Origin of the sequence: Thalassobacillus devorans, from assembly GCF_011761345.1 — a bacterium.
Taxonomy (GTDB): Bacteria; Bacillota; Bacilli; order Bacillales; family Halobacillaceae; genus Thalassobacillus; species Thalassobacillus devorans.
This window is the reverse complement of record NZ_JAASRY010000002.1, coordinates 18,221-42,754: the sequence shown is the minus strand read 5'-3', so window position 1 is coordinate 42,754 and position 24,534 is coordinate 18,221. Positions and strand designations below refer to the sequence as shown.

20 protein-coding genes are annotated in these 24,534 nt (G+C 45.6%); 4 read left to right on the top strand and 16 right to left on the bottom strand.

The features are described 5' to 3' along the window. Positions 1 to 52: 52 nt before the first annotated feature. Positions 53 to 1,654, bottom strand: a complete 1,602-nt coding sequence (locus FHS45_RS07580; protein WP_062442493.1) for a CTP synthase — start codon at positions 1,652 to 1,654, stop codon at positions 53 to 55. Positions 1,655 to 1,915: 261 nt separating this feature from the next. After that, positions 1,916 to 2,437 (bottom strand): DNA-directed RNA polymerase subunit delta, encoded by a 522-nt coding sequence (rpoE, locus tag FHS45_RS07575; RefSeq protein ID WP_062442494.1) that lies wholly within the window; start codon positions 2,435 to 2,437, stop codon positions 1,916 to 1,918. Positions 2,438 to 2,675: 238 nt separating this feature from the next. Between rpoE and FHS45_RS07570 the strand changes: the two genes are divergently transcribed. Next, on the top strand, positions 2,676 to 2,987 hold the full coding sequence (locus FHS45_RS07570) for a hypothetical protein (protein WP_062442496.1): 312 nt from the start codon (positions 2,676 to 2,678) through the stop codon (positions 2,985 to 2,987). A gap of 349 nt (positions 2,988 to 3,336) precedes the next feature. Here the strand turns inward: FHS45_RS07570 and icmF are convergent, their stop codons facing one another. From icmF to FHS45_RS07530, 8 genes are all read right to left on the bottom strand, one after another. After that, positions 3,337 to 6,582 (bottom strand): fused isobutyryl-CoA mutase/GTPase IcmF, encoded by a 3,246-nt coding sequence (gene icmF, locus FHS45_RS07565; protein WP_062442501.1) that lies wholly within the window; start codon positions 6,580 to 6,582, stop codon positions 3,337 to 3,339. Between the two features lie 14 nt (positions 6,583 to 6,596). Then, on the bottom strand, positions 6,597 to 7,238 hold the full coding sequence (locus FHS45_RS07560) for a TetR/AcrR family transcriptional regulator (protein ID WP_062442503.1): 642 nt from the start codon (positions 7,236 to 7,238) through the stop codon (positions 6,597 to 6,599). Then, positions 7,231 to 8,181: a methylmalonyl Co-A mutase-associated GTPase MeaB gene (meaB, locus tag FHS45_RS07555; RefSeq protein ID WP_062442505.1), complete on the bottom strand. Its 951-nt coding sequence runs from the start codon at positions 8,179 to 8,181 to the stop codon at positions 7,231 to 7,233. The genes FHS45_RS07560 and meaB overlap by 8 nt, the downstream gene beginning before the upstream one ends. Positions 8,182 to 8,197: 16 nt before the next feature. Then, the gene (locus tag FHS45_RS07550; protein WP_062442507.1) at positions 8,198 to 9,340 is read right to left on the bottom strand and encodes an acyl-CoA dehydrogenase; all 1,143 of its coding nucleotides are present in this window, start codon (positions 9,338 to 9,340) and stop codon (positions 8,198 to 8,200) included. A 21-nt stretch (positions 9,341 to 9,361) separates the two neighbouring features. Continuing rightward, on the bottom strand, positions 9,362 to 10,507 hold the full coding sequence (locus tag FHS45_RS07545; protein WP_062442510.1) for an acyl-CoA dehydrogenase: 1,146 nt from the start codon (positions 10,505 to 10,507) through the stop codon (positions 9,362 to 9,364). Positions 10,508 to 10,528: 21 nt separating this feature from the next. Further along, positions 10,529 to 11,383, bottom strand: coding sequence for a 3-hydroxybutyryl-CoA dehydrogenase (locus tag FHS45_RS07540; RefSeq protein WP_062442513.1), 855 nt, complete (start codon positions 11,381 to 11,383; stop codon positions 10,529 to 10,531). A gap of 39 nt (positions 11,384 to 11,422) precedes the next feature. Continuing rightward, positions 11,423 to 12,610, bottom strand: coding sequence for an acetyl-CoA C-acetyltransferase (locus FHS45_RS07535; RefSeq protein ID WP_062442517.1), 1,188 nt, complete (start codon positions 12,608 to 12,610; stop codon positions 11,423 to 11,425). 193 nt (positions 12,611 to 12,803) lie between these two features. Then, entirely contained in the window at positions 12,804 to 14,936 is a 2,133-nt protein-coding gene (locus FHS45_RS07530) for a heterodisulfide reductase-related iron-sulfur binding cluster (RefSeq protein WP_062442520.1), read from the bottom strand. 205 nt (positions 14,937 to 15,141) lie between these two features. Here FHS45_RS07530 and cls point away from each other — a divergent pair, with 205 nt between their 5' ends. Further along, on the top strand, positions 15,142 to 16,332 hold the full coding sequence (cls, locus tag FHS45_RS07525; protein WP_062442523.1) for a cardiolipin synthase: 1,191 nt from the start codon (positions 15,142 to 15,144) through the stop codon (positions 16,330 to 16,332). A gap of 2 nt (positions 16,333 to 16,334) precedes the next feature. Here cls and FHS45_RS07520 read toward each other — a convergent pair whose 3' ends face one another. From FHS45_RS07520 to speE, 5 genes are all read right to left on the bottom strand, one after another. Further along, entirely contained in the window at positions 16,335 to 16,514 is a 180-nt protein-coding gene (locus tag FHS45_RS07520; protein WP_062442526.1) for a XapX domain-containing protein, read from the bottom strand. Positions 16,515 to 16,707: 193 nt separating this feature from the next. Then, entirely contained in the window at positions 16,708 to 18,378 is a 1,671-nt protein-coding gene (gene argS, locus FHS45_RS07515) for an arginine--tRNA ligase (RefSeq protein ID WP_062442528.1), read from the bottom strand. Beyond that, positions 18,375 to 18,818: a YwiB family protein gene (locus FHS45_RS07510; RefSeq protein WP_062442531.1), complete on the bottom strand. Its 444-nt coding sequence runs from the start codon at positions 18,816 to 18,818 to the stop codon at positions 18,375 to 18,377. The genes argS and FHS45_RS07510 overlap by 4 nt, the downstream gene beginning before the upstream one ends. Positions 18,819 to 19,474: 656 nt before the next feature. Then, positions 19,475 to 20,347, bottom strand: a complete 873-nt coding sequence (speB, locus tag FHS45_RS07505; protein ID WP_062442534.1) for an agmatinase — start codon at positions 20,345 to 20,347, stop codon at positions 19,475 to 19,477. A gap of 11 nt (positions 20,348 to 20,358) precedes the next feature. After that, the gene (gene speE, locus FHS45_RS07500; protein ID WP_062442537.1) at positions 20,359 to 21,186 is read right to left on the bottom strand and encodes a polyamine aminopropyltransferase; all 828 of its coding nucleotides are present in this window, start codon (positions 21,184 to 21,186) and stop codon (positions 20,359 to 20,361) included. Between the two features lie 197 nt (positions 21,187 to 21,383). Between speE and FHS45_RS07495 the strand changes: the two genes are divergently transcribed. After that, positions 21,384 to 23,432: a transglycosylase domain-containing protein gene (locus FHS45_RS07495; RefSeq protein WP_062442539.1), complete on the top strand. Its 2,049-nt coding sequence runs from the start codon at positions 21,384 to 21,386 to the stop codon at positions 23,430 to 23,432. Positions 23,433 to 23,590: 158 nt separating this feature from the next. Here the strand turns inward: FHS45_RS07495 and FHS45_RS07490 are convergent, their stop codons facing one another. Further along, on the bottom strand, positions 23,591 to 24,133 hold the full coding sequence (locus FHS45_RS07490; RefSeq protein ID WP_062442542.1) for a YwhD family protein: 543 nt from the start codon (positions 24,131 to 24,133) through the stop codon (positions 23,591 to 23,593). A gap of 159 nt (positions 24,134 to 24,292) precedes the next feature. On the opposite strand from FHS45_RS07490, the gene FHS45_RS07485 reads away from it, so the two are divergent. After that, positions 24,293 to 24,475: a 2-hydroxymuconate tautomerase gene (locus FHS45_RS07485; RefSeq protein WP_062442545.1), complete on the top strand. Its 183-nt coding sequence runs from the start codon at positions 24,293 to 24,295 to the stop codon at positions 24,473 to 24,475. Positions 24,476 to 24,534: the final 59 nt, after the last annotated feature.

Here is a 24,534-nt window from a genome sequence, read left to right as displayed (position 1 = left end):
CCAGGAAATGTAAAAAAGCGCGAAACCTTCGATGAGGGTTCGCGCTTTTTCCTTATTTATTATTGGTGGAAGCTGCTCCGATAAACCCGTAGAACAACTCTTGCGGACGAGTTGGACGGGATTTGAATTCTGGATGGAACTGGCTTGCCACAAACCAAGGATGATCTTCCACCTCGATGATTTCAATCAAACGGCCATCCGGGCTTGTACCAGTGAAGGAGAATCCTTTTTCCTCCATTTGTTCCCGGTAATGGTTATTGAACTCGAAGCGGTGACGGTGTCTTTCGTAAATAACTTCTTCCCCATAGGCTTCTTTTGCTTTGGAACCTTCTGTCAGCTTACATGGATAGATACCAAGACGCAGTGTCCCTCCCAGGTCGGACACTTCTTTTTGTTCCGGTAAAAGGTCGATAATCGCATGCGGTGTCGCAGGATCGATTTCGGCAGAATGAGCACCTTCCAGGCCGAGTACGTTTCTTGCGAATTCCACAGTAGCCAATTGCATACCCAGGCAAATGCCAAGGAACGGCACCTTATTTTCGCGTGCGTAACGAATCGCTTCAATTTTACCTTCGATACCACGGTCGCCGAAGCCACCAGGTACAAGAATGCCATCTACTCCAGCAAGTTTATCTTCCACATTGGAAGGGTCGACCTCTTCGGAATTGATCCAGTGGATATTGACATCGGCATCATATGGATAACCGGCATGTTTCATCGCCTCGACAACAGAAATATAAGCATCTGGTAATTCTACATATTTACCGACGAGGGCGATGTTCACCTTTTTGGATAAATGGGTTACTTTATCGACAAGCTGGTTCCACTCTGCCATCTCTGCCGGCTTGCAATCCAGCCCAAAATGTTCGCACGTCAGCTGGTCCAGTTTCTGATCCTGTAAAATCAACGGAATTTTATATAATGTATCTGCATCCGGACACTCGATAACTGCTTGTTTATTGAGATCGCAGAATAGGGCGATTTTCTCTTTCATTTCTTCGGATATTTCCATTTCGGTACGCAATACAATTACATCCGGCTGGATACCAAGAGAGCGCAGTTCTTTGACACTATGCTGTGTCGGCTTTGTCTTCATTTCCCCTGCAGCCTTGATGTATGGAACAAGTGTACAATGCAGGTACATGACATGGTCCCGTCCAATGTCACTTTTGATTTGGCGAATCGCTTCCAGGAAAGGGAGGGATTCAATATCTCCTACTGTTCCACCGATTTCTGTAATGACCACATCGGCATTGGTTTCATGGCCGGCGCGGAAAACACGCTCTTTAATTTCATTGGTGATATGCGGAATGACCTGCACGGTTCCACCCAAGTAGTCGCCGCGTCGTTCTTTTTTAATAACATGGGAATATACTTTCCCGGTCGTCACATTACTGAACTTATTCAAGTTGATGTCGATAAAACGCTCGTAGTGTCCCAGGTCCAGGTCTGTCTCGGCACCATCTTCCGTTACGAAAACTTCCCCATGCTGGTAGGGACTCATTGTCCCAGGATCTACGTTCAAGTATGGATCAAATTTTTGGATAGTCACTTTCAATCCACGGTTTTTCAATAAACGGCCAAGTGAAGCGGCAGTAATCCCTTTACCTAAGGAAGACACAACCCCACCTGTTACAAAAATGTACTTTGTCACGGTCATCCCTCTTTCTTCTTTAATCTTTCTTATATCATGACCTACTGGTTCCTTCAGCAGTCATAGAAATACTGTTTTTATAGGTTGGAGCAAATTAAAAAACTGGCTATCGCCAAGTCCTCATGGCGAGAGCTTCGTTTTTCTTATTAAAAAATAAAAAGCGCTCCCCTATTATGGGGAGCGCTTTTGAAATTCGTTCAACGTAATTTTAAGAGCCCAAATAGAATTGTACTGATTTACGATTTGAAAGTCAAGGAGCAATTAGAGGTCGTCATCTTCCTCTTCATCATCACCTACAAAGCTGATGTCATCCTCAATAACTTCTTCATCTTCCTCGTCAAGATCATCATTATCATAATCCCCTTCGAAGTCATCATCACTCTCATCAAGGTTAAGATCTTCATCATCGAGATCAAGTTCTTCATCCAAATCTTCTTCGAACAATGCTTCATCAGCTGTTACTTCTTTACGCTTCGCCTTTTTCTTCTTACGCTTTTTCGGAAGGTTGGAAATTTCTTCTTCCATCTGTTCTACTGGATACCAGCGTTTCAACCCCCACTTATTCGTACCAATGGTCATGAAGCCACCATCAATATTCATATCCGTATAAAACTGGGCGATAAAATCTTCTTTTTCCTTTTCCGTGTAGCCCTTCATATCTGCAATCTCGTGGAATAGGTCATTGAAGTCGACTGCCTCTCTTTTTTCTTCCAGCATGACTGCTGCAAGATCGATCATGGACATTTCTTCAATCTGATCTTTACTATACTCTTTCAAGCTCAAGGTTCAGCACTCCTTTAATGAAAATTAAGGTATATATGTGTACATTCATTAAGTCATACGTATCTCATATTTAACCATACCTCATATTATATGGTTAGCATATATAAAAATCAATGATTGGCTGGTTTTCCCTTCCAACCTTACTTTTCTCTTACCCTTTGAGTTGGTTTCCCACCAGTTTTTATCGTAAAATAAGTCTATCCGACTTATAGCTATCATAAACAAAGGAGAGAGAATCATGCGGACATCAAAGTGGCTGCTTATCATTGTGGTCGTCCTTTTTGGCGGGATCTACTTTTATAATAACTACGGCATGCTGAACAGCGAAGAAATGAGCGATGCCCAAATCGAGAAAAAGGATCACTATGAGGACGACTATTATATTTATGTAGACGGTGAGAAATATAAAGTCAAAGACGAAAATACATGGATGCTTTTAGATGAAGAAAAAAATTATGATTTTACTTACGAATGGTACGGGCAAAAGACGCCTTATATCAAAGATATCAATCAGACCGGTGATCACGACAGCGTCGGCGGGGGACATTAATTTCAACTAACACTCTCACTAAGTTTGGGAGTGTTTTTTTGCGAGCATTTTTGCAGACATGCCATGAGCCAGGTGAATGTCTCTCTTACAAGATTTAATTCTCTCTTTTTTTCGTTTTTGTCTCTCTTTTCTTCAAAATTGTCTCCTATCGATAGGATTTTTTCACTCTTCCTTATGGGGAGGTCTCTCATATTTGCAAATTTTCTCGTATACCGAACATCAGCAGGCTAAGAAGTACAGCACCCGCCTGCGGAAAGCGAACTGTTTCCTTGAGCTGCCCGATGCTTTAAAAAATCGAGTATGAAACCTTTTTCGGTTTCATACTCGATTTTGATGCTAATTTATTACCTTACATATTCCGGCGATATTGTCCGCCTACCTCGTAGAGAGCGTTGGTGATTTGGCCAAGGCTCGCTACCTTGACGGTTTCCATCAATTCAGCAAAAATGTTACCGTTGCTTGCCGCTACCTCTTTCAGGCGCTGCAAGGCTGCTTCTGTTCCGTCTTCATTCGATTGTTGGAATGCGCGCAAGGACTGAATTTGATGTTCTTTTTCCTCTTTGGTCGCACGCGCAATTTCCATTGAATTGATTTCATCTTCCGAAGGCGGTGTCGGATTCAAGTAAGTGTTTACGCCGACGATCGGTAGTTCGCCGGTATGCTTTTTGCTTTCATAGTATAGCGATTCTTCCTGAATTTTACCGCGTTGGTATTGGCGTTCCATGGCGCCTAATACTCCGCCGCGATCGTTGATGCGTTCAAATTCCTGAAGTACCGCTTCCTCCACCATATCGGTCAACTGCTCGATGATATACGCTCCTTGCAGAGAGTTTTCATTTTTGGTCAGACCGAATTCCTTGCTGATGATCATCTGGATCGCCATCGCCCGGCGGACGGATTCCTCTGTCGGGGTGGTAATCGCTTCATCATAAGAGTTGGTGTGAAGAGAGTTACAGTTATCCTGAATCGCAATCAACGCCTGCAATGTCGTCCGGATATCATTAAAGTTGATTTCCTGTGCGTGCAGGGAACGGCCGGATGTCTGAATATGATACTTCAACTTCTGGCTTCGCTCATTGGCACCATATTTTTCTTTCATAATGATTGCCCAGATTCTGCGGGCAACACGGCCCATGACTGTATATTCCGGATCGAGACCATTAGAGAAGAAGAATGATAAGTTTGGTGCAAATTTATTGATATCCATGCCACGGCTCAAATAATATTCCACATACGTGAAGCCGTTTGCCAGCGTGAAAGCGAGCTGTGTAATCGGGTTCGCGCCTGCTTCAGCGATATGATAGCCGGAAATGGACACAGAATAGTAGTTACGGACATCATGATCGATGAAGTACTGCTGAATATCTCCCATCATCCGCAATGCGAATTCCGTTGAGAAAATACACGTGTTCTGTCCCTGGTCTTCTTTTAAAATGTCAGCCTGGACGGTACCACGGACAACATGAAGCGTTTCCGCTTTAATTTGCGCCGCTTCCTCTGCGTCAGGTTTACGCCCATTCTCTTCTTCAAATTTATCAAGCTGCTGATCGATTGCTGTGTTCATAAACATGGCTAAAATGATTGGCGCAGGACCATTGATCGTCATGGAAACGGACGTCAAAGGATTGGTCAAATCAAAGCCGTCATACAGCTTTTTCATATCTTCCAAAGTACAGATGCTGACACCGCTTTCTCCGACTTTTCCGTAGATATCCGGACGTTCATCCGGGTCTTCCCCGTACAAAGTCACCGAATCAAACGCGGTACTCAGACGCTTCGCATCATCATCTTTCGAAAGGTAATGGAAGCGGCGGTTGGTACGTTCCGGTGTTCCTTCACCAGCAAACTGTCTCTTTGGATCTTCCCCTTTTCGCTTGAACGGGAACACCCCTGCGGTAAATGGAAAAGCTCCTGGTACATTTTCTTTTAACAGCCAGACGAGGCGATCGCCCCAATCGGTGTAAGATGGCAAGGCGACTTTCGGGATTTTCAGACCGGCAAGGCTTTCTGTCGTCAAATCCATCGTGATTTCCTTGTCACGTACCTTAAACGTATACGTATCTCCACTGTAACGCTCATGGAGATCATCCCAATCATCCAGTTTTTCTTTCGCTTTCGGATCGATATCCTGCTCATACTGCTCGATCAATGCCTCAATCTTTTTCTTCGCTTCCTCATCTTCCAGCGCTTCCGCAGTGCCCTTCAATTGATAGAGTTTGCGGGCTTTTTCGGCCTGCTGCTCGGCATTATCATGGTAGTTGCGCACCAGCATGGCAATGTCACGCAAGTACTGCTTCCGCTCATTCGGAATGATGACATTCTGCTTTTCCACACTTGCTGTTCTTTCAAAGGAAGTGGTGTCCTCCCACTCATAGTTTTCATTCAGTTTATCCACGAGAGCAGCAAAAAGGGTGTTCGTTCCTGGATCATTGAACTGGCTTGCAATCGTACCAAACACCGGGAAGGTGGACGGGTCTTCATGGAAGAGCATGTGACTGCGCTCATATTGCTTCCGCACTTGCTGGAAAGCATCCTCCGAACCCTTCTGTTCGAATTTATTAATAACGATGAAGTCAGCAAAATCGATCATATCGATTTTTTCAAGCTGGGAAGGAGCACCGAATTCGGCGGTCATCACATACATAGATAAATCGGAAACATCTGTTACAGCCGCATTCCCTTGGCCAATCCCGCTAGTTTCGACAATGACAAAATCAACACCGGCCGCTTTCACAACCTGGATAGCTTCTTCGATCGCTTTTGATAATTCAGACCTGGAATCACGCGTTGCCAGCGAGCGCATGTATACACGGGGGTTGAAAATTGCGTTCATACGAATACGGTCACCCAATAAGGCTCCACCTGTCTTTTTCTTCGTCGGATCAATCGACAGGATGGCCACTTTCATATCCGGAATCTCATTAAGGAAGCGGCGGATCAATTCGTCTGTCAGTGAGCTTTTACCTGCTCCTCCTGTTCCTGTAATCCCTAATACCGGGATATTTTTCGTTTCGCTTTGTTTCACGGCAGCTTCAAACTGGGCAGCCGCTTCGCGTTCCTGTTCCGGTGTATTCTCCACATAAGTGATGAACCGGGCAATCGCCTGATGGTTTCCACTTTCCAGTTCCTTGACGGTTTCTTCGGGTACAAGTGGCGGCAGGAAGTCGCAATCTTCTATCATCTGATTGATCATCCCTTGAAGACCGTGCTCCCGGCCATCTTCCGGTGAAAAGATACGTGCCACACCATATTCATGGAGTTCCTTGATTTCGCGCGGCAGAATGACACCACCGCCACCTCCGTAAACTTGGATATGGCTGGCTCCCTTTTCATTTAATAAGTCAATCATATATTTGAAGTATTCGACATGTCCCCCCTGATAGGAAGATATGGCGATTCCTTGGACATCTTCCTGTATCGCTGCATTGACGACCTCTTCGACAGAGCGGTTATGACCAAGGTGAATCACTTCTGCACCGGTTGATTGGAGAATCCGCCGCATGATGTTGATTGAAGCATCGTGCCCGTCGAATAAGCTGGAAGCTGTCACGAATCGGACGGGATACTTCGGCTGATATACCTTTGGTTGTTCCATCGTTCCATCCCCCTTTAATTAGGAAGTTTGTAATTCTTTAAGCTATTGACATTGAGACCTTCTAATAAAAAATGAACCTGACGTTCGGTATAGCTTTCGAGCGTGAACTCTTTTTGCAGCATCCAGCGCCGGAACCCCCACATTTGACCCTGAATGAAAATATTGTTTGCAACGAGGGAAATATCCTGCTCCGACATCGGTGTGGAGATGCTGTTGCGTATCACCTGCGTCAGCATTTCGAGCATATCTTTCTCTTTTTGCAATACATATTCCTGAGAATCACGAGGAAGAGATTTGACTTCCTGATACATGACTACGACTTCATCCTGCATATCATCCATCAGTTGAAAATAAGAAGTGACCGCATGAATCAGGCTGTCGATCGTCTTTTTTTCCGTATCGATCACCTGCTCCATCCTGTCCTTCACTCGTTCATAAATCGAATCACAGACAAGGAACAGCACATCTTCTTTGGTACGGATATATTCATAGAGAGTACCGATGCTGAAACCAGAGGCTTTCGCGATTTCCCTTGTCGTCGTTTTATGGAACCCTTTTTCGATGAAAAGCGATACGGCACCCTTGATCATCTGGTTGCGTCTTTTTTCAACGAGGTTCTGATCCTTGATGGAAGAGGGAACCTGTTGATCAGTCATGGCTATTCCCTCCTTTCCCTTTCCACTCCTGAAACCATTCCTTAGCCAATTGATACGGGTCGGCACTGGCATCATGAAAAAACTGCTGTTTCTCATGGTCGCTTTCTATCATTTGTTCGACATCCCGCCAGATTTCTTCCCGGATTAAATCATAGACTTCCAGTTTCAACTGCTGCTGGCGCTGTTCTTCCCCTTTGGCTGTTTCATACAAATAGTCATGATGCCGACAGATTTCACTCCATAGCTCATCAATTCCTTCATTTTGAGTAGAAATCGTCTGGACGATCGGCGGAACCCAGCCTTTCGGATTAGCAATCATCATGTATTCTTCCAGTGTCGTCTTTAGCCGCTGCACTCCTGGCAAGTCGGCTTTATTAATGATAAAAAGGTTGGCGATTTCCATGATTCCTGCTTTAAAAATCTGTAAGACATCGCCACTGTTTGGCGTAAGCACAAGCCCTGTCGTATCGGCAACTTTCATAATATCAAGCTCGGACTGGCCGACACCCACTGTTTCTACGAGTATGATGTCAAATCCATAAGCATCACAGACACGAATCGTATCCTTAGTAGCACGTGCAAGACCACCTAAGCTCCCCCGCGTTGCCATACTGCGGATAAAAATACCAGGATCCGTAAAATGTTGATTCATACGGACACGGTCCCCTAACAGGGCACCGCCGCTGAACGGACTGGTCGGGTCTACCGCGATGACTGCCACCGTCAGGCCCTGCTCACGCAGATGGGTAAGCAGCCGATTGACGAGCGAGCTCTTTCCGGCTCCAGGTGAGCCGGTGATACCGATATAGTGAGCGTTCTTTTTCAAGGAAAATATATCACTCAGCATATCCAATTTTTCCGGCGCATCGTTTTCTACGAGTGTGATAGCTCTTGCCAGCGCTCTCATATCCTGTTGTTGGATCCGTTCAGCTAATGGGTGCATAATAGCTTCCTTTCTACTATTCTTTCGTAAGCATCCGTCCGATGACGAGACGCTGGATTTCATTCGTACCTTCATAGATTTGGGTGATTTTCGCGTCACGCATATAACGCTCGACTGGATAGTCTTTTGTATAGCCATAGCCGCCGTAAACCTGGACAGCTTCTACTGTTATTCGCATTGCTGCGTCACCAGCGTATAACTTAGCCATGGCAGATGCTTTGGCATATGGCTTACCTTCTGACTCCAGGTAAGCTGCCTGATAGGTCAACAGACGAGCAGCTTCGACTTCTGTCGCCATATCCGCCAGTTTAAAAGAAATACCCTGATTCTGAGCGATCGGCTTACCGAACTGTTCGCGCTCTTTCGCATAGCCGACAGATGCATCCAAGGCTCCCTGGGCAATACCGACAGCCTGTGCGGCGATACCGTTACGGCCGCCATCCAAGGTCATCATTGCGATTTTGAAACCTTTGCCCTCTTCGCCTAATAGATTTTCTTTCGGAACCCGGCAATCTTCAAAAATCAATTCTGTGGTTGGCGAGGAACGAATGCCAAGTTTCTTTTCTTTTTTACCGAACGTAAAGCCAGGTGTTCCTTTTTCTACGATGAAGGCACTGATGCCGCGACTGCCTGCATCCGGGTCGGTCTTGGCGAATACGATGTAAATATCCGCTACTTCTCCATTGGTAATCCACACCTTGCTTCCATTCAGGACATAATGCTCGCCATCCAGTTTCGCCTGCGTACGCATCGATGACACATCACTGCCGGCGCCAGGCTCGGACAACGCGTAAGCTCCAAGTTTCTCACCGGAAGCAAGCTGGGCGAGGAACGTCTTTTTCTGGTCTTCGTTACCAAATTTATAGATCGGCCAGCTGGCAAGGGAAATATGGGCAGACAGCGTTACACCGGTAGATGCACATACACGGGATAATTCTTCTACGGCAATGACATAACTGACAAAGTCTGACCCGATTCCATTGTACTCCTCCGGCCAAGGTATACCGGTCAATCCGAGTTCTGCCATCTTATCGAAAATTTCCCGGTCGAATCGTTCTTCTTCATCCCGCTCAGCAGCTGTCGGCTCCACTTCATTTTTTGCGAAGTCACGCACCATTTTGCGGAGCATTTCTTGTTCTTCTGTCAATTGAAAATTCATGTCGGTATCCCCCTTGATAAATTAGTCCTTCAGTAGATGTTTGCTGATGACGATATGCTGTATTTCATTCGTTCCTTCATAGATTTCACAAACTTTGGCATCACGGAACAGCCGCTCGACCGGATAATCTTCCGTATACCCATATCCGCCATAAACCTGAACAGCTTCAATAGCATTTTTCATCGCTGTTTTCGAAGCGTACATTTTCGCCATCGAAACTTCTTTGTTGCATGGAGCACCAGCTTCCTTCAGAGCAGCTGCATGGTATGTCAATAGTTTTGCCGCCTCTACTTCTGTCGCCATGTCGGCAAGCTTGAAGGAAAGTCCTTGCTGTTTAGCAATTGGCTTTCCGAATTGTTCCCGCTCTTTTGCATAATCGACTGCATGTTCCATGGCAGCTTCAGCGATACCAAGTGACTGGGCCGCAATTCCAATTCGCCCGGAATTGAGGTTAGACATCGCTATCTTGAAGCCTTCCCCCTCCTTACCGAGCATCTGCTCTGCCGGTACCTCACAATTATCGAACGTCAATTGAACCGTGCTTGACCCGTGAAGCCCCATCTTTTTCTCTTTTTTCCCGATGATAAGTCCTGGGGTATCTTTTTCGACAATGAACGTGCTGACTCCCTGATAGCCGCTTTCCTCCATATTTGTGCGTGCGAACACAATATAGGTGTCCGCTTCTCCCCCATTGGTGATGAATACTTTCGAGCCATTCAGAATGTATGTGTCACCCTGTTTGACTGCACGCGTTTTCAAACTTCCAGCATCAGAACCGGCACTCGGTTCCGTGAGCGCGAAAGCTCCGAGATATTCACCTGACGCCAGCTTCGGAATATATTTCTGCTTCTGCTCCTCGGTTCCAAAGTTAAGGATCGGCAGCGTACCAACGGAGGTGTGTACCGACAGGATGACACCGACCGTTGCACTTACTTTAGACAGTTCGTGGATTGCAATGATATAGGACGTATAATCCATCTCAGATCCGCCGTATTTTTCCGGAATCGGAATCCCCATTAACCCCAATTCTCCCATTTTGGTGACGACTTCCCTCGGAAAACGGTCTTCGGTTTCCATTCTCTCTATGGCTGGAGCCACTTCTTTTTGGGCGAAATCGCGCACCATTTTACGCATCATTTCCTGTTCATCTGTAAAATGTAGATTCATTGTTGTTCTCTCCCCTGAGAATCAATTTTCATACGTATAGAAGCCGCGTCCCGATTTCTTACCGAGCCAGCCAGCTTTGACATACTTACGCAGCAATGGACATGGCCGGTATTTGCTGTCGCCGAAACCTTCATGTAATACTTCCATGATGTACAAGCATGTATCAAGGCCAATAAAATCAGCCAACGTCAATGGTCCCATCGGATGGTTCATGCCGAGCTTCATAACCGTATCGACGTCTTCCGGTGTCGCCACCCCTTCATAAACCGTATAGATGGCCTCGTTGATCATCGGCATAAGGACACGGTTGGATACGAACCCAGGAAAGTCATTGACTTCTACTGGTGATTTGCATATTTTTTCTGTCATATCTTTGATAGATTGATAGGTTTCATCACTTGTCTGCAAGCCACGAATGATTTCTACCAGTTTCATGACAGGAACCGGGTTCATGAAATGCATACCGATTACCTGAGAAGGACGATTAGTCACTGCAGCAATTTCCGTAATTGGGAGTGATGACGTATTGGATGCAAGAATCGCGTGCTCTGGGGCAAACTCATCAAGTTTTTTAAACAGGCTCGTTTTGACATTCATATTTTCCACAATAGCCTCAATGACAAGGTCGCAGGTTGAAGCCTCATTAAGGTCGGTTGTGTAAGACAGGTTTTCAAGCGTCTTTTGCTGCTCTTCTTCTGCAAGACGGCCTTTTTCCACCGAGCGGGCCAGCCTTTTTTCAATGCCTGCCTTTCCTTTTTCCAATGCCTCATCTGCAATATCATTCAACTTTACGGAAAAGCCGTACTGGGCACACACTTGTGCAATTCCTGCCCCCATTTGCCCGGCTCCGACTACCATTACTTGTTTAATTGACATAGAAAAATTCCTCCCTGACTATTACGTGTTCAACATCCTTTATTGCTTGGGAACTTCAATCAGAACAGCATCACCCTGGCCGCCGCCACTGCAGATAGCTGCGATACCAAGACCACCGCCGCGGCGCTTCAATTCATAAGCAAGAGTCAGGATGATACGTGCCCCGCTGGCACCGATCGGATGACCCAGCGCCACTGCTCCACCATTGACGTTAACTTTTTCTTCGTCCAGACCGGCGATTTTCCCACTGGCGAGTGATACTGCAGCAAACGCCTCATTCACTTCGAAAAGATCGATATCATCCAACGATTTTCCTGCCTTTTTCAATAGAGAATTGATGACAATTCCCGGTGTTTTCGGGAAATCCTTTGCTTCGACAGCCACTTCATCGTGTGCGAGGATGGTTGCCAATGTTTCCGCTCCCATCTCTTTCGCCTTTTCATCAGACATCAGCAGCATCGCACAGGCGCCATCGTTGACCCCTGGAGCATTACCGGCTGTGATTGTTCCATTTGATCCGAATACCGGACGAAGCTTTGCCAAGGATTCTTTCGAAGTATCTTTACGCGGGGCTTCATCGTTTTCGACAACGACCGGATCGCCTTTTCGCTGTGGCACATCAACAGCAACAATTTCTTCTGCCAGTTTGCCTGCTTCCATTGCCAGGACAGCACGCTGGTGACTGCGATAAGCCCAAACATCCTGTGCTTCACGACTCAACTCATATTCATCAGCGACATTGTTTCCGTAGTTGCCCATATGCACACCATCAAATGAACACGTCAGACCATCGTGTACCATCAAATCCTTCACAGCCGCATCGCCCATACGTAATCCCCAGCGTGCTTTTGGCATGAAGTATGGCGCGTTACTCATGCTCTCCATTCCACCAGCAACAATTACCTCTTCATCACCAAGGCGAATAAATTGATCTGCCATCGTGACACTACGCATTCCGGAAGCACAGACTTTATTGATCGTTTCTGTCTTCACTTCCCATGGAATTCCTGCTTCACGTGCTGCCTGACGGGAAGGAATCTGTCCCTGACCTCCCTGAAGAACCGTCCCCATGATCACTTCATTGATATCTTCCGCTTTGAAGTTGGCACGATTCAATGCAGCTTTGATCGCTTTCCCTCCAAGCTGGGATGCTGTCAATGTACTCAGCGCTCCTCCGAACTTTGCAAATGGCGTTCTTGCTCCTGAAACAATCACCGTTTTTCTCATAATATAAATCCTCCCTTATGTGATAACGCTTTCAAAAATTATGGTATAAAAAGAGAGGTGAAAACAATCAGCAACGCCTGCTGCAACCTCTCTTACAAAAACATCTCCAGTACGATTGAACGCTCGCTCAATAAACCCTCATAAGGAAAGTGTACAAAACTTTCTGTACACTTTCCACTAAAAATTCTAAATATTAGGCTGATTTTTCCTGTTTTTCTTCAAAAATCGACTTAGCTAAAATCTCCGCAATATCCATCGTACCGACCGATTCTTCCACTTCCTTCGCTTTCGTTCCATCCGAAAGCATCGTCAGGCAGTATGGACATCCACTGGAGATCATCGTCGGACTGGTTTCTAACGCCTGTTCTGTTCTTGCCACATTGACGCGATGGCCTGCTTTTTCTTCCATCCACATCATACCGCCGCCGGCGCCACAGCACATCCCATTTTCACGGTTACGCTTCATTTCTACCAGCTTGACACCTGGAATCATTTCCAGCACTTCCCTTGGCGGCTGATATACCTCGTTGTAACGGCCAAGATAGCAGCTGTCATGGTATGTGATCGTTTCATTCACTTCATTTTCAGGTTTCAAACGGCCATCCTTCAGCCATTCGGCAAGCAACTCAGTATGATGGTAAACCTCTGCTTCAAACCCAAAGTCCGGGTATTCATTTTTGAATGTGTTATAAGCATGCGGGTCGATGGTAATGATCTTCTTCACATCATTCTTTTCGAATTCTTTGATATTCTTTTCCACCAGCTCCTGGTACAAGAATTCGTTACCCATCCGGCGCGCGGTATCACCGGAGTTACGTTCTTTATTACCAAGGATAGCGAATTTGATGCCAGCTTCATTCATCAGCTTGGCAAAGGCAAGCGCGATTTTTTGACTGCGGTTATCATAGGCACCCATGGAACTGACCCAGAATAGATAGTCAAAGTCTTCGCCCTCTTTTTTCAATTCTTTCACAGTCGGAATGCGGACATCCGGCTCCTGGTCGCGCCAGTCTTCCCGCTCCTTCTTAGACAATCCCCAAGGGTTACCCTGGCGTTCGATGTTCGTCATCGCACGCTGGGCATCCGGATCCATTTTCCCTTCTGTCAGCACAAGGTAACGGCGAAGGTCGATGATTTTATCCACATGTTCATTCATCACCGGACACTGGTCTTCACAGTTACGGCAAGTCGTACAAGCCCACAGCTCTTCCTCTGTGATGACATCGCCAATCAGGTTATGGTTCTGCGCCGCCTCTACAGAAGCTGCCGCTTCATCACCACCTTGAGTCTGAGCCATTTTGGCAAGTTGATTTCCCTGTGTATTGGAAAAGGCATAAGCCGGCACCCATGGTGATTTTCCAGTGACCGCTGCTCCTTTTTCCGTCAACTGATCACGCAGTTTGATGATCAGATCCATCGGAGAAAGCATTTTTCCTGTGCCTGTAGCTGGACATACATTAGTACAACGGCCGCATTCGACACAAGCATAAAAGTCGATCATTTGCAGCTGGTTGAAGTCTTCGATTTTACCGACACCAAAGGATACATCTTCTTCAGCAGTCTCATCATCGACATCAAAGTCAATTTTAGAAAGCTTTCCAGGCGGTGTCTGGCGAGTCAAGAACACATTGACCGGAGCCGCCAGCAGGTGGGCGTGCTTGGATTGTGGTACATAGACCAGGAAACTTAACAGCACTAATAGGTGAATCCACCACATGACGAAAAACACAACAGCTGCGGCAGTCGGACTCACCCACCCGAAAGCGCTTGCAATCAAGGTCGCAACAGGTTCTGTCCAGGCGCCTTCATGGCCGTGCCAGATTAAGCCCATACCATTACCGATCAATACACTTAACATTAATGCTCCGATAAATAAAAGCACAAGCCCCGCTTTAAAGCCTCGCTTCAAGCGGACAAGTTTTTCCACGTAACGGCGGTGGAACGCCCATACGACAGCGACCAGGATCATCAATGTGACCAGTTCCTGGAAGAATGTGAACCCTGGATAAAAAGGTCCTAACGGAAGATGACTGTCAGGAGCCAGACCTTTCCAGATAAAATCAATGGCACCGAACTGTACCAAAATAAAACCGTAAAACATCATCACATGGATGATTCCGGATTTTTTATCTTTCAATAATTTCTTTTGACCAAAAACGTAAATCCAAATATTTTTCAATCTTTCTTTGATTTCGCCATCGAACTCGAATTTTCTTCCGAGCTTGATATAGGCGATCCTCGTCATGACGACGCGCACGAATAAATAAAACCCATAAAAGGTTACACCTGAAAATAATATCCAATTCAATAATAACAGCGTGCTCATCCGTCTTACCCCCTCGTTAAGTATGAATCTCTCTCACTTGCTGTCTCGTGATTTTCAGGAAACGAGCCGTGAAAATTCTGAATCTTATAGCTTTACTATAAAATATGAATGAACATTCAGTCAACATATTTTCTTTGCTTTTATGTGCAAATTTTGGTGGATTTGGGGAAGCTAAGGGCATGAGAAGCGATGGAGGAGGAAAAAAATGACTATTTTACTATGGTTTCTCGTCATCATTTTGATTGTCATTCTACTGGTTATATTAGATTTTAAGGCGGGGAAGAAAAACCACAAAAAGAACCTGAGAAAGCTCACTTTTCCAGAGACTACTGGCAGCTACCGTTTCTTTCAAAGTGGTAATCGTCTGTTCGAGGCCATGTTTACCGATATCAAAAACGCGGAAGCCCACATTGATATTCTTTTTTTTATTATCAAAAAGGATGAAACCAGCCAGCGCTTCTTTCAATTGCTCCAGCAGAAAGCGGAGGAAGGTGTGACTGTCAGGCTGATGGTGGACAGGCTTGGAGGATTTCGGATTGACAAATCCCTGCAAACCCAATTAGAAAATTCAGGTATACAATTTATATTCGCCGCAAAGCCTGAATTTCCTTTTTTTATTTACAAGTTGAATCGTCGAAACCACCGGAAAATTGTTGTAATCGATGGAAAAATCGCATATGCCGGCGGCTATAACATTGCTGACGAGTATGTCAGCAAAGATGCGGAAATGGGGGATTGGCGCGACTATCACTTGCGATTCACCGGTGAAATTGTAGAACAGCTGCATGCCGTCTTCTTAGATGATTGGTTTTTGAATACAAATGAGAAATTATTTCCTGCTGAAAACAAAGAAAAGGGCAACCATGCGCTCCAATTACTGCCGACAGAATATGGAGAATTAGAGGAGGTACTCGTTAAGAAGTTCTCTGAAGCCAAAGAAGAGATTCTGCTTGGAAGCCCCTATTTCATCCCGCCACGCCGTGTGATGGACACACTGATACAGGCTGTGAAGCGAGGTATTACAGTCAAATTGCTCTGTCCATTGAAATCGGATCACCCCTTCGTCAAAGAAGGTGGCATTCCTTTTTATGAAGAATTATATCAGGCCGGTGGAGATGTCCGTTTCTACGACGCAGGCTTCTATCATACGAAAGTCTTTATTGTTGACGGAAACTTCTGCGATATTGGTACTTCTAACTTAGACATAAGAAGTTTTTATCTCAACAAAGAAATCAATGTTTTTTTCTATGACAAGGATTTCATTGAGGAAATGAGACAGCGATTCATGAAGGATTTCGACATAGGATTATCTTTTGATGAAAATTGGCTTGCGAAGCGCTCCATCGGTACGAAAATCAATATAAAAATCGCGCGGCTGCTCCGCCCGATTTTATAATGTCATCGTATTAAATTTGATAGTACTGGGCCGACCCATGCAAATACTTTAAAGCCCAGGTAGATACCGACGATTCCGGCTACTCCGGCAAATGCAGGCGGTGCTGGAATAGGAAGTTTAAATAAAGCGAATAAAAAACCTACGATAAACCCTGTCAGCAGCGCAAAAATCACTTCTTTCATGACGCAGCTCCTTTCCTGTAGAGACCATCCCTCTTAGTATAACGTTTACACAGGATATTAAAAAAAATTCCCACATACGTGGGAAATCTTTTTTGATTCACCCTGCTTTCTTAACAGCGATAATCAATGCTATTAAATAATAAAGCTTGCAGAAAACCGTTTTTCTGCAAGCTTTATTTACGCATTTTTAAAATTACATCCGTTCTGGTGCGGATACGCCGATTAGTTCCAATGCATTAGATAGCGTTGTGCGGACGGCCTTCATTAGACCAACACGGGCTTTGGTGCGTTCTGGCTGCTCTTGATCCAATACCTTTTCAGCATTGTAGAAGCTGTGCAAGTTAGAAGCCAGGTCGAATACATACTGTGTCACCCGATGAGGAGTGCGCTTTTCAGCTGCATCGGCTACTACTTGCGGAAATTCACCAAGACGCTTCAGCAAATCTTCTTCTTTCTCAGAATCAAGCAATGTAGCATCGAAGTTCGTATCGAACGCGACACCCTTTTCTTCCGCCTGGCGAAGCATTGAGCAGATGCGCGCATGGGCATACTGCACATAATAGACCGGGTTTTCGTTCGATTCGGAACGTGCCAGATCCATATCGAAGTCCAAGTGAGAGTCTGCCGACCGCATCGAGAAGAAATAGCGCATGGCATCGATCCCCACTTCCTCCATCAATTCACGAAGCGTGACAGCTTTCCCCGTACGCTTACTCATCTTCACTTTTTCACCGTCCTGGAACAGGTTGACCATCTGGATAATCGCTACTTCCAATGTATCTTTTTTGTAACCAAGTGCCTGGATGGCCGCTTTCATACGCGGAATATATCCATGGTGGTCTGCCCCCCAGATATTAATCAACGTATTGAAGCCGCGGTCCATCTTATTTTTATGATAAGCGATATCAGGTGTAAGATACGTGTAGCTCCCATCCTGTTTGATCAAGACACGGTCTTTGTCATCACCAAATTCAGTTGTCTTGAACCAGGTTGCGCCATCCTGCTCATATGTGTAGCCCTGATCTTCCAGGACTTTCAAAGCTTCATCAATTTTCCCATCCTGGTATAGAGAGGTTTCAGAGAACCACTCATCAAAAGGGACACGGAAATCTTCCAGGTCGACTTTGATTTTGTCGAGCTCAAACTTCAAACCGTACTCACGGAAGTAAGCGAGGCGTTCCTGTTCCGGTTTATCTGCCCACTCGGAACCATCTTCTTCTGCAAGCTTTTTACCTAATTCAATGATATCCTTCCCATGGTAACCATCTTCCGGCATCTCCCACTCTTTACCAAGTGCCTGCATATAACGTGCTTCGACGGAATAAGCCAGGTTATTGATCTGGTTTCCGGCATCATTGATATAGTACTCACGGGAAACGTCATACCCCGCTTTCCCCAGAATATTGGAAAGAGAATCACCAACTGCAGCACCGCGCGCGTGCCCCAGGTGAAGAGTTCCCGTCGGATTAGCTGAAACGAACTCGACCTGGATTTTTTCGCCTTTTCCAGTATCGCTTTCCCCATAGGCATCTCCCGCTTCCAAAATGGTGGATACAAGATCAGTCAAATACTGATTATCCATATAGAAATTAATGAATCCGGGACCGGCAATCTCTATTTTATCGATGGATGCTTTTGTATTATCAAAATTCGCAACGATATCCTCCGCGATCATGCGCGGGGCTTTTTTGGCGATTCGTGCCAGCTGCATCGCCATGTTAGTCGCATAATCACCGTGCGATTTATCTTTCGGCTGCTCGAGTACGACTTCCGGCAATTCCTCCTCGGTCGCCAATCCCGCCTTTAATACCGCCTGCTGGATCTCCTGTTTCAGTTTCGCTTCCGTCTGCTCCACAATATTCATTGAGCTGTTTCCTCCTTACGATATGTCAAAGTTAATCGATGACGCTGGGTGATTTCCTGATTAAGGGTCAACTGGTAGCTGATGAACAGCCGTCCTTTTGCTCCCTGGGATAAGGATTGGTGTTCAATCTGATCCGTAAACGTGTTCATATGAAAAATACCATACGTATGATGGTAGTTGTTCTCTGTTGTATGTTTTTTTCGGAAAATCTGATGCATTTTGACAGCACCAGAGCGTTTGATGCTGACTTTTCCAGGCTGGATGGTGATCATGGTATCGATCGGACCGCCTTCATCGGGGTGTTCGGTGAACTTGAGGACTTGTGTGTTTCCCCGTTCGAATAGTCCTCCCTGTTCTTCCATGACGACTGTTTCTTTTCGGCCGCTGTCCCTGATCTCTGTCACAAGGCGAATCGATACCGGTGTCTCGGCAGCACTCATACTATCTCTCCTTACGTTCCTCTTAACCTATCCATTATAAAAACTAATAAACAAAAGCGCAAGCCCTCCAGAAATAACTCTTTTATTGTTGATTATTTATAGCCGAAAAGTCGAAGACTTGATTTCAAGTTATCAAGGGTTCTTTGCCATAACAGTGTAAGGGCTGGCTGGGAAACTACTCGCTTTCCTGCGGGGGAACTGACAAGCCTCCTCGGTCGTTACACTCCCTGTGGGGTCTTGCCTAGTCCCTTCTCCCGCGGGAGTCTCGCAGTTTCCCAACCACCCCATTCGAAGAATGGGAGAAACGAACCCTGCCATATTTGAAGATGTCTTCTACTTTTAATGGATAATTGAACAAAGACGCCGTTTTAAGCTCATATTTCATGCTTAGCTCACTCTTTGTTTGAAGAACCATATACCGATGTTTCCGTTTCTCTATAAACGCAAGGAGGTCCTGGAAATTGCGAGACTCCGATGGGAGAATAGTACATGGTGAGATCCCGCAAGGCGAAGCCTGAGGAAGCTCACCGTACGCCCATGGAAAGCGAGTGATTTCCCGGACCTTCACACCGTTACTACCGTAACGGAAACAACACATCAAGAAAGGGAGGTAATGTAAAAAACTGCCGCATGTGGGGGGCGGCAGTTTGCTGTTATTATTTCACCCAGCCAAGCAGCATTTCGCGGACGAATTTGCTGGCTGCAATGACAGTCTGTTCTGTCGGATCGTAAGCAGGCGCTACTTCTACAAGGTCGCCGCCAACCACCTGAATATCCGAATCGGCAATCATATGGATGGCTTCCAGCAGCTCCTTTGATGAAATGCCCCCTGCTTCAGCTGTTCCTGTTCCTGGAGCGAACGCAGGATCCAGCACATCGATGTCAATCGTGACATAGACAGGCCGGCCCGCCAGTTTTGGCAGTACTCCTTTCAGCGGTTCGACGACGTCATACTTTGCCAGGTACATGCCGCTCTCTTTCGCGTACTGGAACTCTTCGCGCATGCCGGAGCGGATACCAAAGGAATAAACATGTTCAGGCCCCATCAGTTCACATGCTTTTCTAATTGGGGTCGAATGGGAAAGCGGTTCCCCTTCATATTCCTCCCTTAAATCAGTATGGGCATCAATATGGATGACGGCAAGATCGGGGTATTTACAATACATTGCTTTCAACACTGGCCAGGTAACCAGATGCTCACCGCCCAGCCCTAAAGGAAACTTTCCTTTCTCTAATAGTGTTCCGATATACTCCTCGATCATATCGATGCTCCGCTGCGGGTTCCCGAATGGCAGTGGAATGTCCCCGGCATCGAAAAAATTCACCTCTTCAAGGTGACGGTCCAGGTATGGGCTGTATTCCTCAAGGCCAATGGATGCTTCCCGTATTCGGTTCGGCCCGAAACGGGACCCAGGACGAAAGCTGACAGTCCAGTCCATCGGCATCCCATAGATGACGGCGTCAGCTGCTTCACCGTCCTCCCTGCTCATAATAAAAACTTTGCCTGAGTAAGCCTCGTCAAAGCGCATGGAATTCCTCCTCACTCGGTCAGATCTTTCACGAATTTCGGCAGAGCAAATGCCGCTTGATGCAACTCTTTTGTATAATACTTCGTCTCGATTTCATGGAAACGTTCGTTTGGCACTTCCAGTGGATCATGCTGTTTGCTTCCTATCGTGAAGGTCCATAGGCCGCTTGGATAGGTCGGAATATTAGCAGTATACACCCGTGTGATCGGGAAGGTTTCTTTTACATCACGGTAGACTTGTCTAATCAAATCGGCTTTGAACCATGGGTTGTCGGTCTGAGCGACGAAAATGCCATCACTCTTCAAAGCTTTGGCGATCCCCTCATAAAAACCTCTGCTGAACAAATTGACCGCCGGTCCTACGGGTTCAGTAGAATCTACCATGATTACATCATATTCATTCTCGCTCTCCGCAATATGCATGAAGCCATCTGCCACCTTCACTTCGACGCGAGGGTCTTCCAGCTGTCCGGCGATCTCTGGTAGATACGCTTTAGAATACTCAATTACTTTACCATCGATTTCTACTAGGGTCGCTTTCTCTACTTCCGGGTGTTTCAACACTTCCCGGATGACCCCGCCATCTCCCCCACCGACTACGAGTACATTCTCAGGTTTCGGATGTGTAAACAACGGCACGTGGGCTACCATTTCGTGGTAGACGAACTCATCTTTTTGTGTTGTCATCACCATATCGTCCAGAACAAGCATGTTGCCCCACTCTTCTGTTTCAAGCATGTCCAGCTGTTGGAAATCTGTTTTTTCTGTATGAAGCGACCGTTTGATTTTCGCTGTAATTCCGAAATTTTCGGTCTGTTTTTCCGTAAACCAAGTGCTCATATATTGTAACTCCTTTCGTTTATAAGACAGGTATCCTTCTATTTATTCCAGTAAACAATCAAATTATAGAGAATTCCAGAAAAAAAGCAATAGTTTTTTTATAAAACGCCGATGATTATCCTGATGTTTAAATTCTTACCCATTATCCCATAATGTTAAAAAACATTCGAAAAACTCGGATAACGGGAGCGCTTACGATGAAAAAATGGTTCCACCGTCAAAATAAGTGGATACAAAGAGGGCTTTTGCTCGGCTCATTTTCCATCGCATTGGTTGCGATAGCAATGACGCTGATCCTTTTGTATGCGCTCATCAGCGGTCCTCCACCTTTGACGACAGAGCAAAATACGATTTATTACAGCCAGGATGGCAGTGTTATTGAAGAAGATTTCGGAAGCAAACGTCGATACTGGGTCGATTTAGATGACATATCCCCGTATATCATCCAGGCGACGCTCACTTCCGAAGACCGGCATTTCTATGACCATTCTGGATTTGACATGAAGCGGATCGGAGCAGCGGTATTGAAGAATATCCGCAACCTGGCCAAGGTCGAAGGTGCAAGTACAATCACCCAGCAATACGCCCGCAACCTTTATTTATCCCATGAAAAAACGTGGGTTCGAAAAACCAAAGAAGCCATCTACGCACTCAGACTTGAGATGTTCTATGATAAAGATGAAATACTTGCCGGTTACTTGAACAGCATTTATTACGGACATGGCGCCTACGGTATAGAAGCAGCCAGCCGCTACTTTTTTGACAAGCATGCCAATGAGCTTTCACTCTCTGAATCTGCTATGCTTGCCGGTATCCCAAAAGGGCCAAGCTATTATTCTCCTTTTAATAATGAGGAGAATGCCAACGACCGGCAGAAGCAAATATTGGCCAGCATGGAAGCAGCGGGCCATATTGATGCCAGTAAAAGTGCTCTGGCCTCCCAGGAGAAACTGGCGTATCACGAGCCGAATAAAGAAGATGCCCCCGATATTGCTCCCTATTTTCAAGATGCAGTAGCTGTAGAAGCCATGAACAGGCTTGATATCGACCGGGAGCAGCTCACAGTCGGCGGCTATCATATTTATACGACACTCGATATTCCAACACAAAAAGTATTAGAAAAATCCATGGAGCAGCATATCGATAAAAATTCGGAAATTCAAGCTGCTGGTATTGTTATAGCACCAGAAACAGGATCGATTCAGGCTTTGGCAGGCGGACGCAACTATGAAACCAGCTCATTCAATCGGGTCACCCAGGCAAAACGAATGGTCGGGTCAACCATCAAACCTTTTTTATATTACGAAGCTTTAGGCAGCGGGTTCACACCGACGACCCAACTGGTCAGTAAACCAACGAAATTCGAGCTTGGTAATGGCGAGGTTTATGCGCCGAGCAACTTCGACGGATATTATGCAAACGAACCGATTACGATGGCACAGGCACTCGCTCTCTCGGATAATATTTATGCTGTGAAGACCAATGTCTACCTTGGTCCTGAGCGGTTAAAGGAAACGCTTGGGAAGTTTGGAATTTCAGGAAAGATTCCTGCTGTACCTTCCCTTGCGTTAGGAACAGCCACCCTCTCCTTATATGATATGACAAAAGCCTATAGCAAACTTGCTCGCCCAGAAGAAGAAAATGTACCGCACACCATTACGAAAATAACGGACAGTCATGGAAATATGTTATACGAATACGAACCACCCGATAATGAGAGCATGATTGACCCTAAGCGGGCCTTCTTGACCGCTCATATGATGACAGGCATGTTTGATTCATCTCTCGACGGCTATATGCGTGTTACTGGTTCAAGCATTGCCGGTAAGCTAAGCCGCCCATACTCCGGAAAATCAGGAACAACCAACACAGACAGCTGGATGATTGGTTTCAGCCCTGAGCTTGTGACAGGCATATGGACAGGATACGATCAGGGAAAACAAATCACTCGAACGAGCGAGCTGCAGTATTCGAAAGACATTTGGGCCGATGTGATGGAACAGTCTCATCAGGATAGAACATTCTCTACGCTGAAAGCACCTGAGGGAGTGGTGGGGGTATATGTAGACCCGGCAACAGGACTGCGGGCAACACCCTATTGTGACACCCAGCGTTTAATGTATTTTGAAGAAGACAAGATTCCGGAAAGTTTTTGTACGGAGCATACCTTTGAAGAGAATAGACAACCGCGGGAGAAGGAAAAAAATAAAGGTGGCTGGAAAGATTTACTGGAGTGGCTGTTTTAACGAGGTCAAAAAGAAGAAGGTCGAGGGTTACATCCCCGACCTTCTTCTTTGTCCTAGTAAAACATGTATAACCCATGTGATACACATTTTACAAATTTCACAAAAAAACCTCAAGATTTTCTCACATCATTCACAATTTAGACACATTTTCTATACCTTTATACACTTAATCCTTGCTTTAATTCGTCAGAAGAGTTCTCCCACATTTCTTCGCTGTGCTCCTGCAGGAATTTCTTAAGAACAGCTTTTGATTTATCATCCATATGCTCGACAACAAACTTTCCTTTCAAGGATTTGTCCATATGGTTGACGTGTTCAGGAAGCAGTTTATATCCCCGGCGAATTTCCCGGTCCACAAGAAGTTCACTGCTGGCGACTCCATAATAATACGGGCCTTGCTCGCCCCTCTCAATTGTCACCCACGTAATCCAATACAGCAGTCCATTAGGCACTTCTGATTTATCCGTAAGGAATTTAATCCGCTTTTCTACAGCACTGCGGGCATGCATCGCGCCCATATCAACATAGGCTTTTTCTTCATTGGGATCCACAATGACCGGTGACATATTCTCTAATGTAATCGCCCCGACCCCATATCCACCGTGCCCATCGGTAGAGTCATCTTTCAGTATAGTAAATTGATTCTTCTTTTTGTCTTTTTCATTATCATTGCCTTTTTTGAACTGATCGAATTCTTTCATTGTGTGGTTCCTCCTTATACCGTTCGTTTTGTTTATTTTTTCATTCTAACATAATGTCCCTATTCTCTTCAGATGATAAACCTTACGTTCTTGTAATGGCGCTGCTTAGGAATTATTGCTACGATTGATAGTGAATTACTAATTGAGGGAGCGGATATTATGCCGATTGTAACTGTACAAATGCTAGAAGGTCGCTCGGATGAGCAGAAAAAAGCGTTAGTGGAAGAAGTGACGGACGCGGTGACGAACACCACCGGTGCAAGAAAGGAAGCAGTCACTGTTGTCATTGAAGAAATGGCTAAGAATCATTATGCTATCGGTGGTAAACGTTTGAGTGACTGATTAGAGAAACCAGTTTTGTCTAACAAAGTTAAACTTTATTAAAGTAGAAATATTAAAAA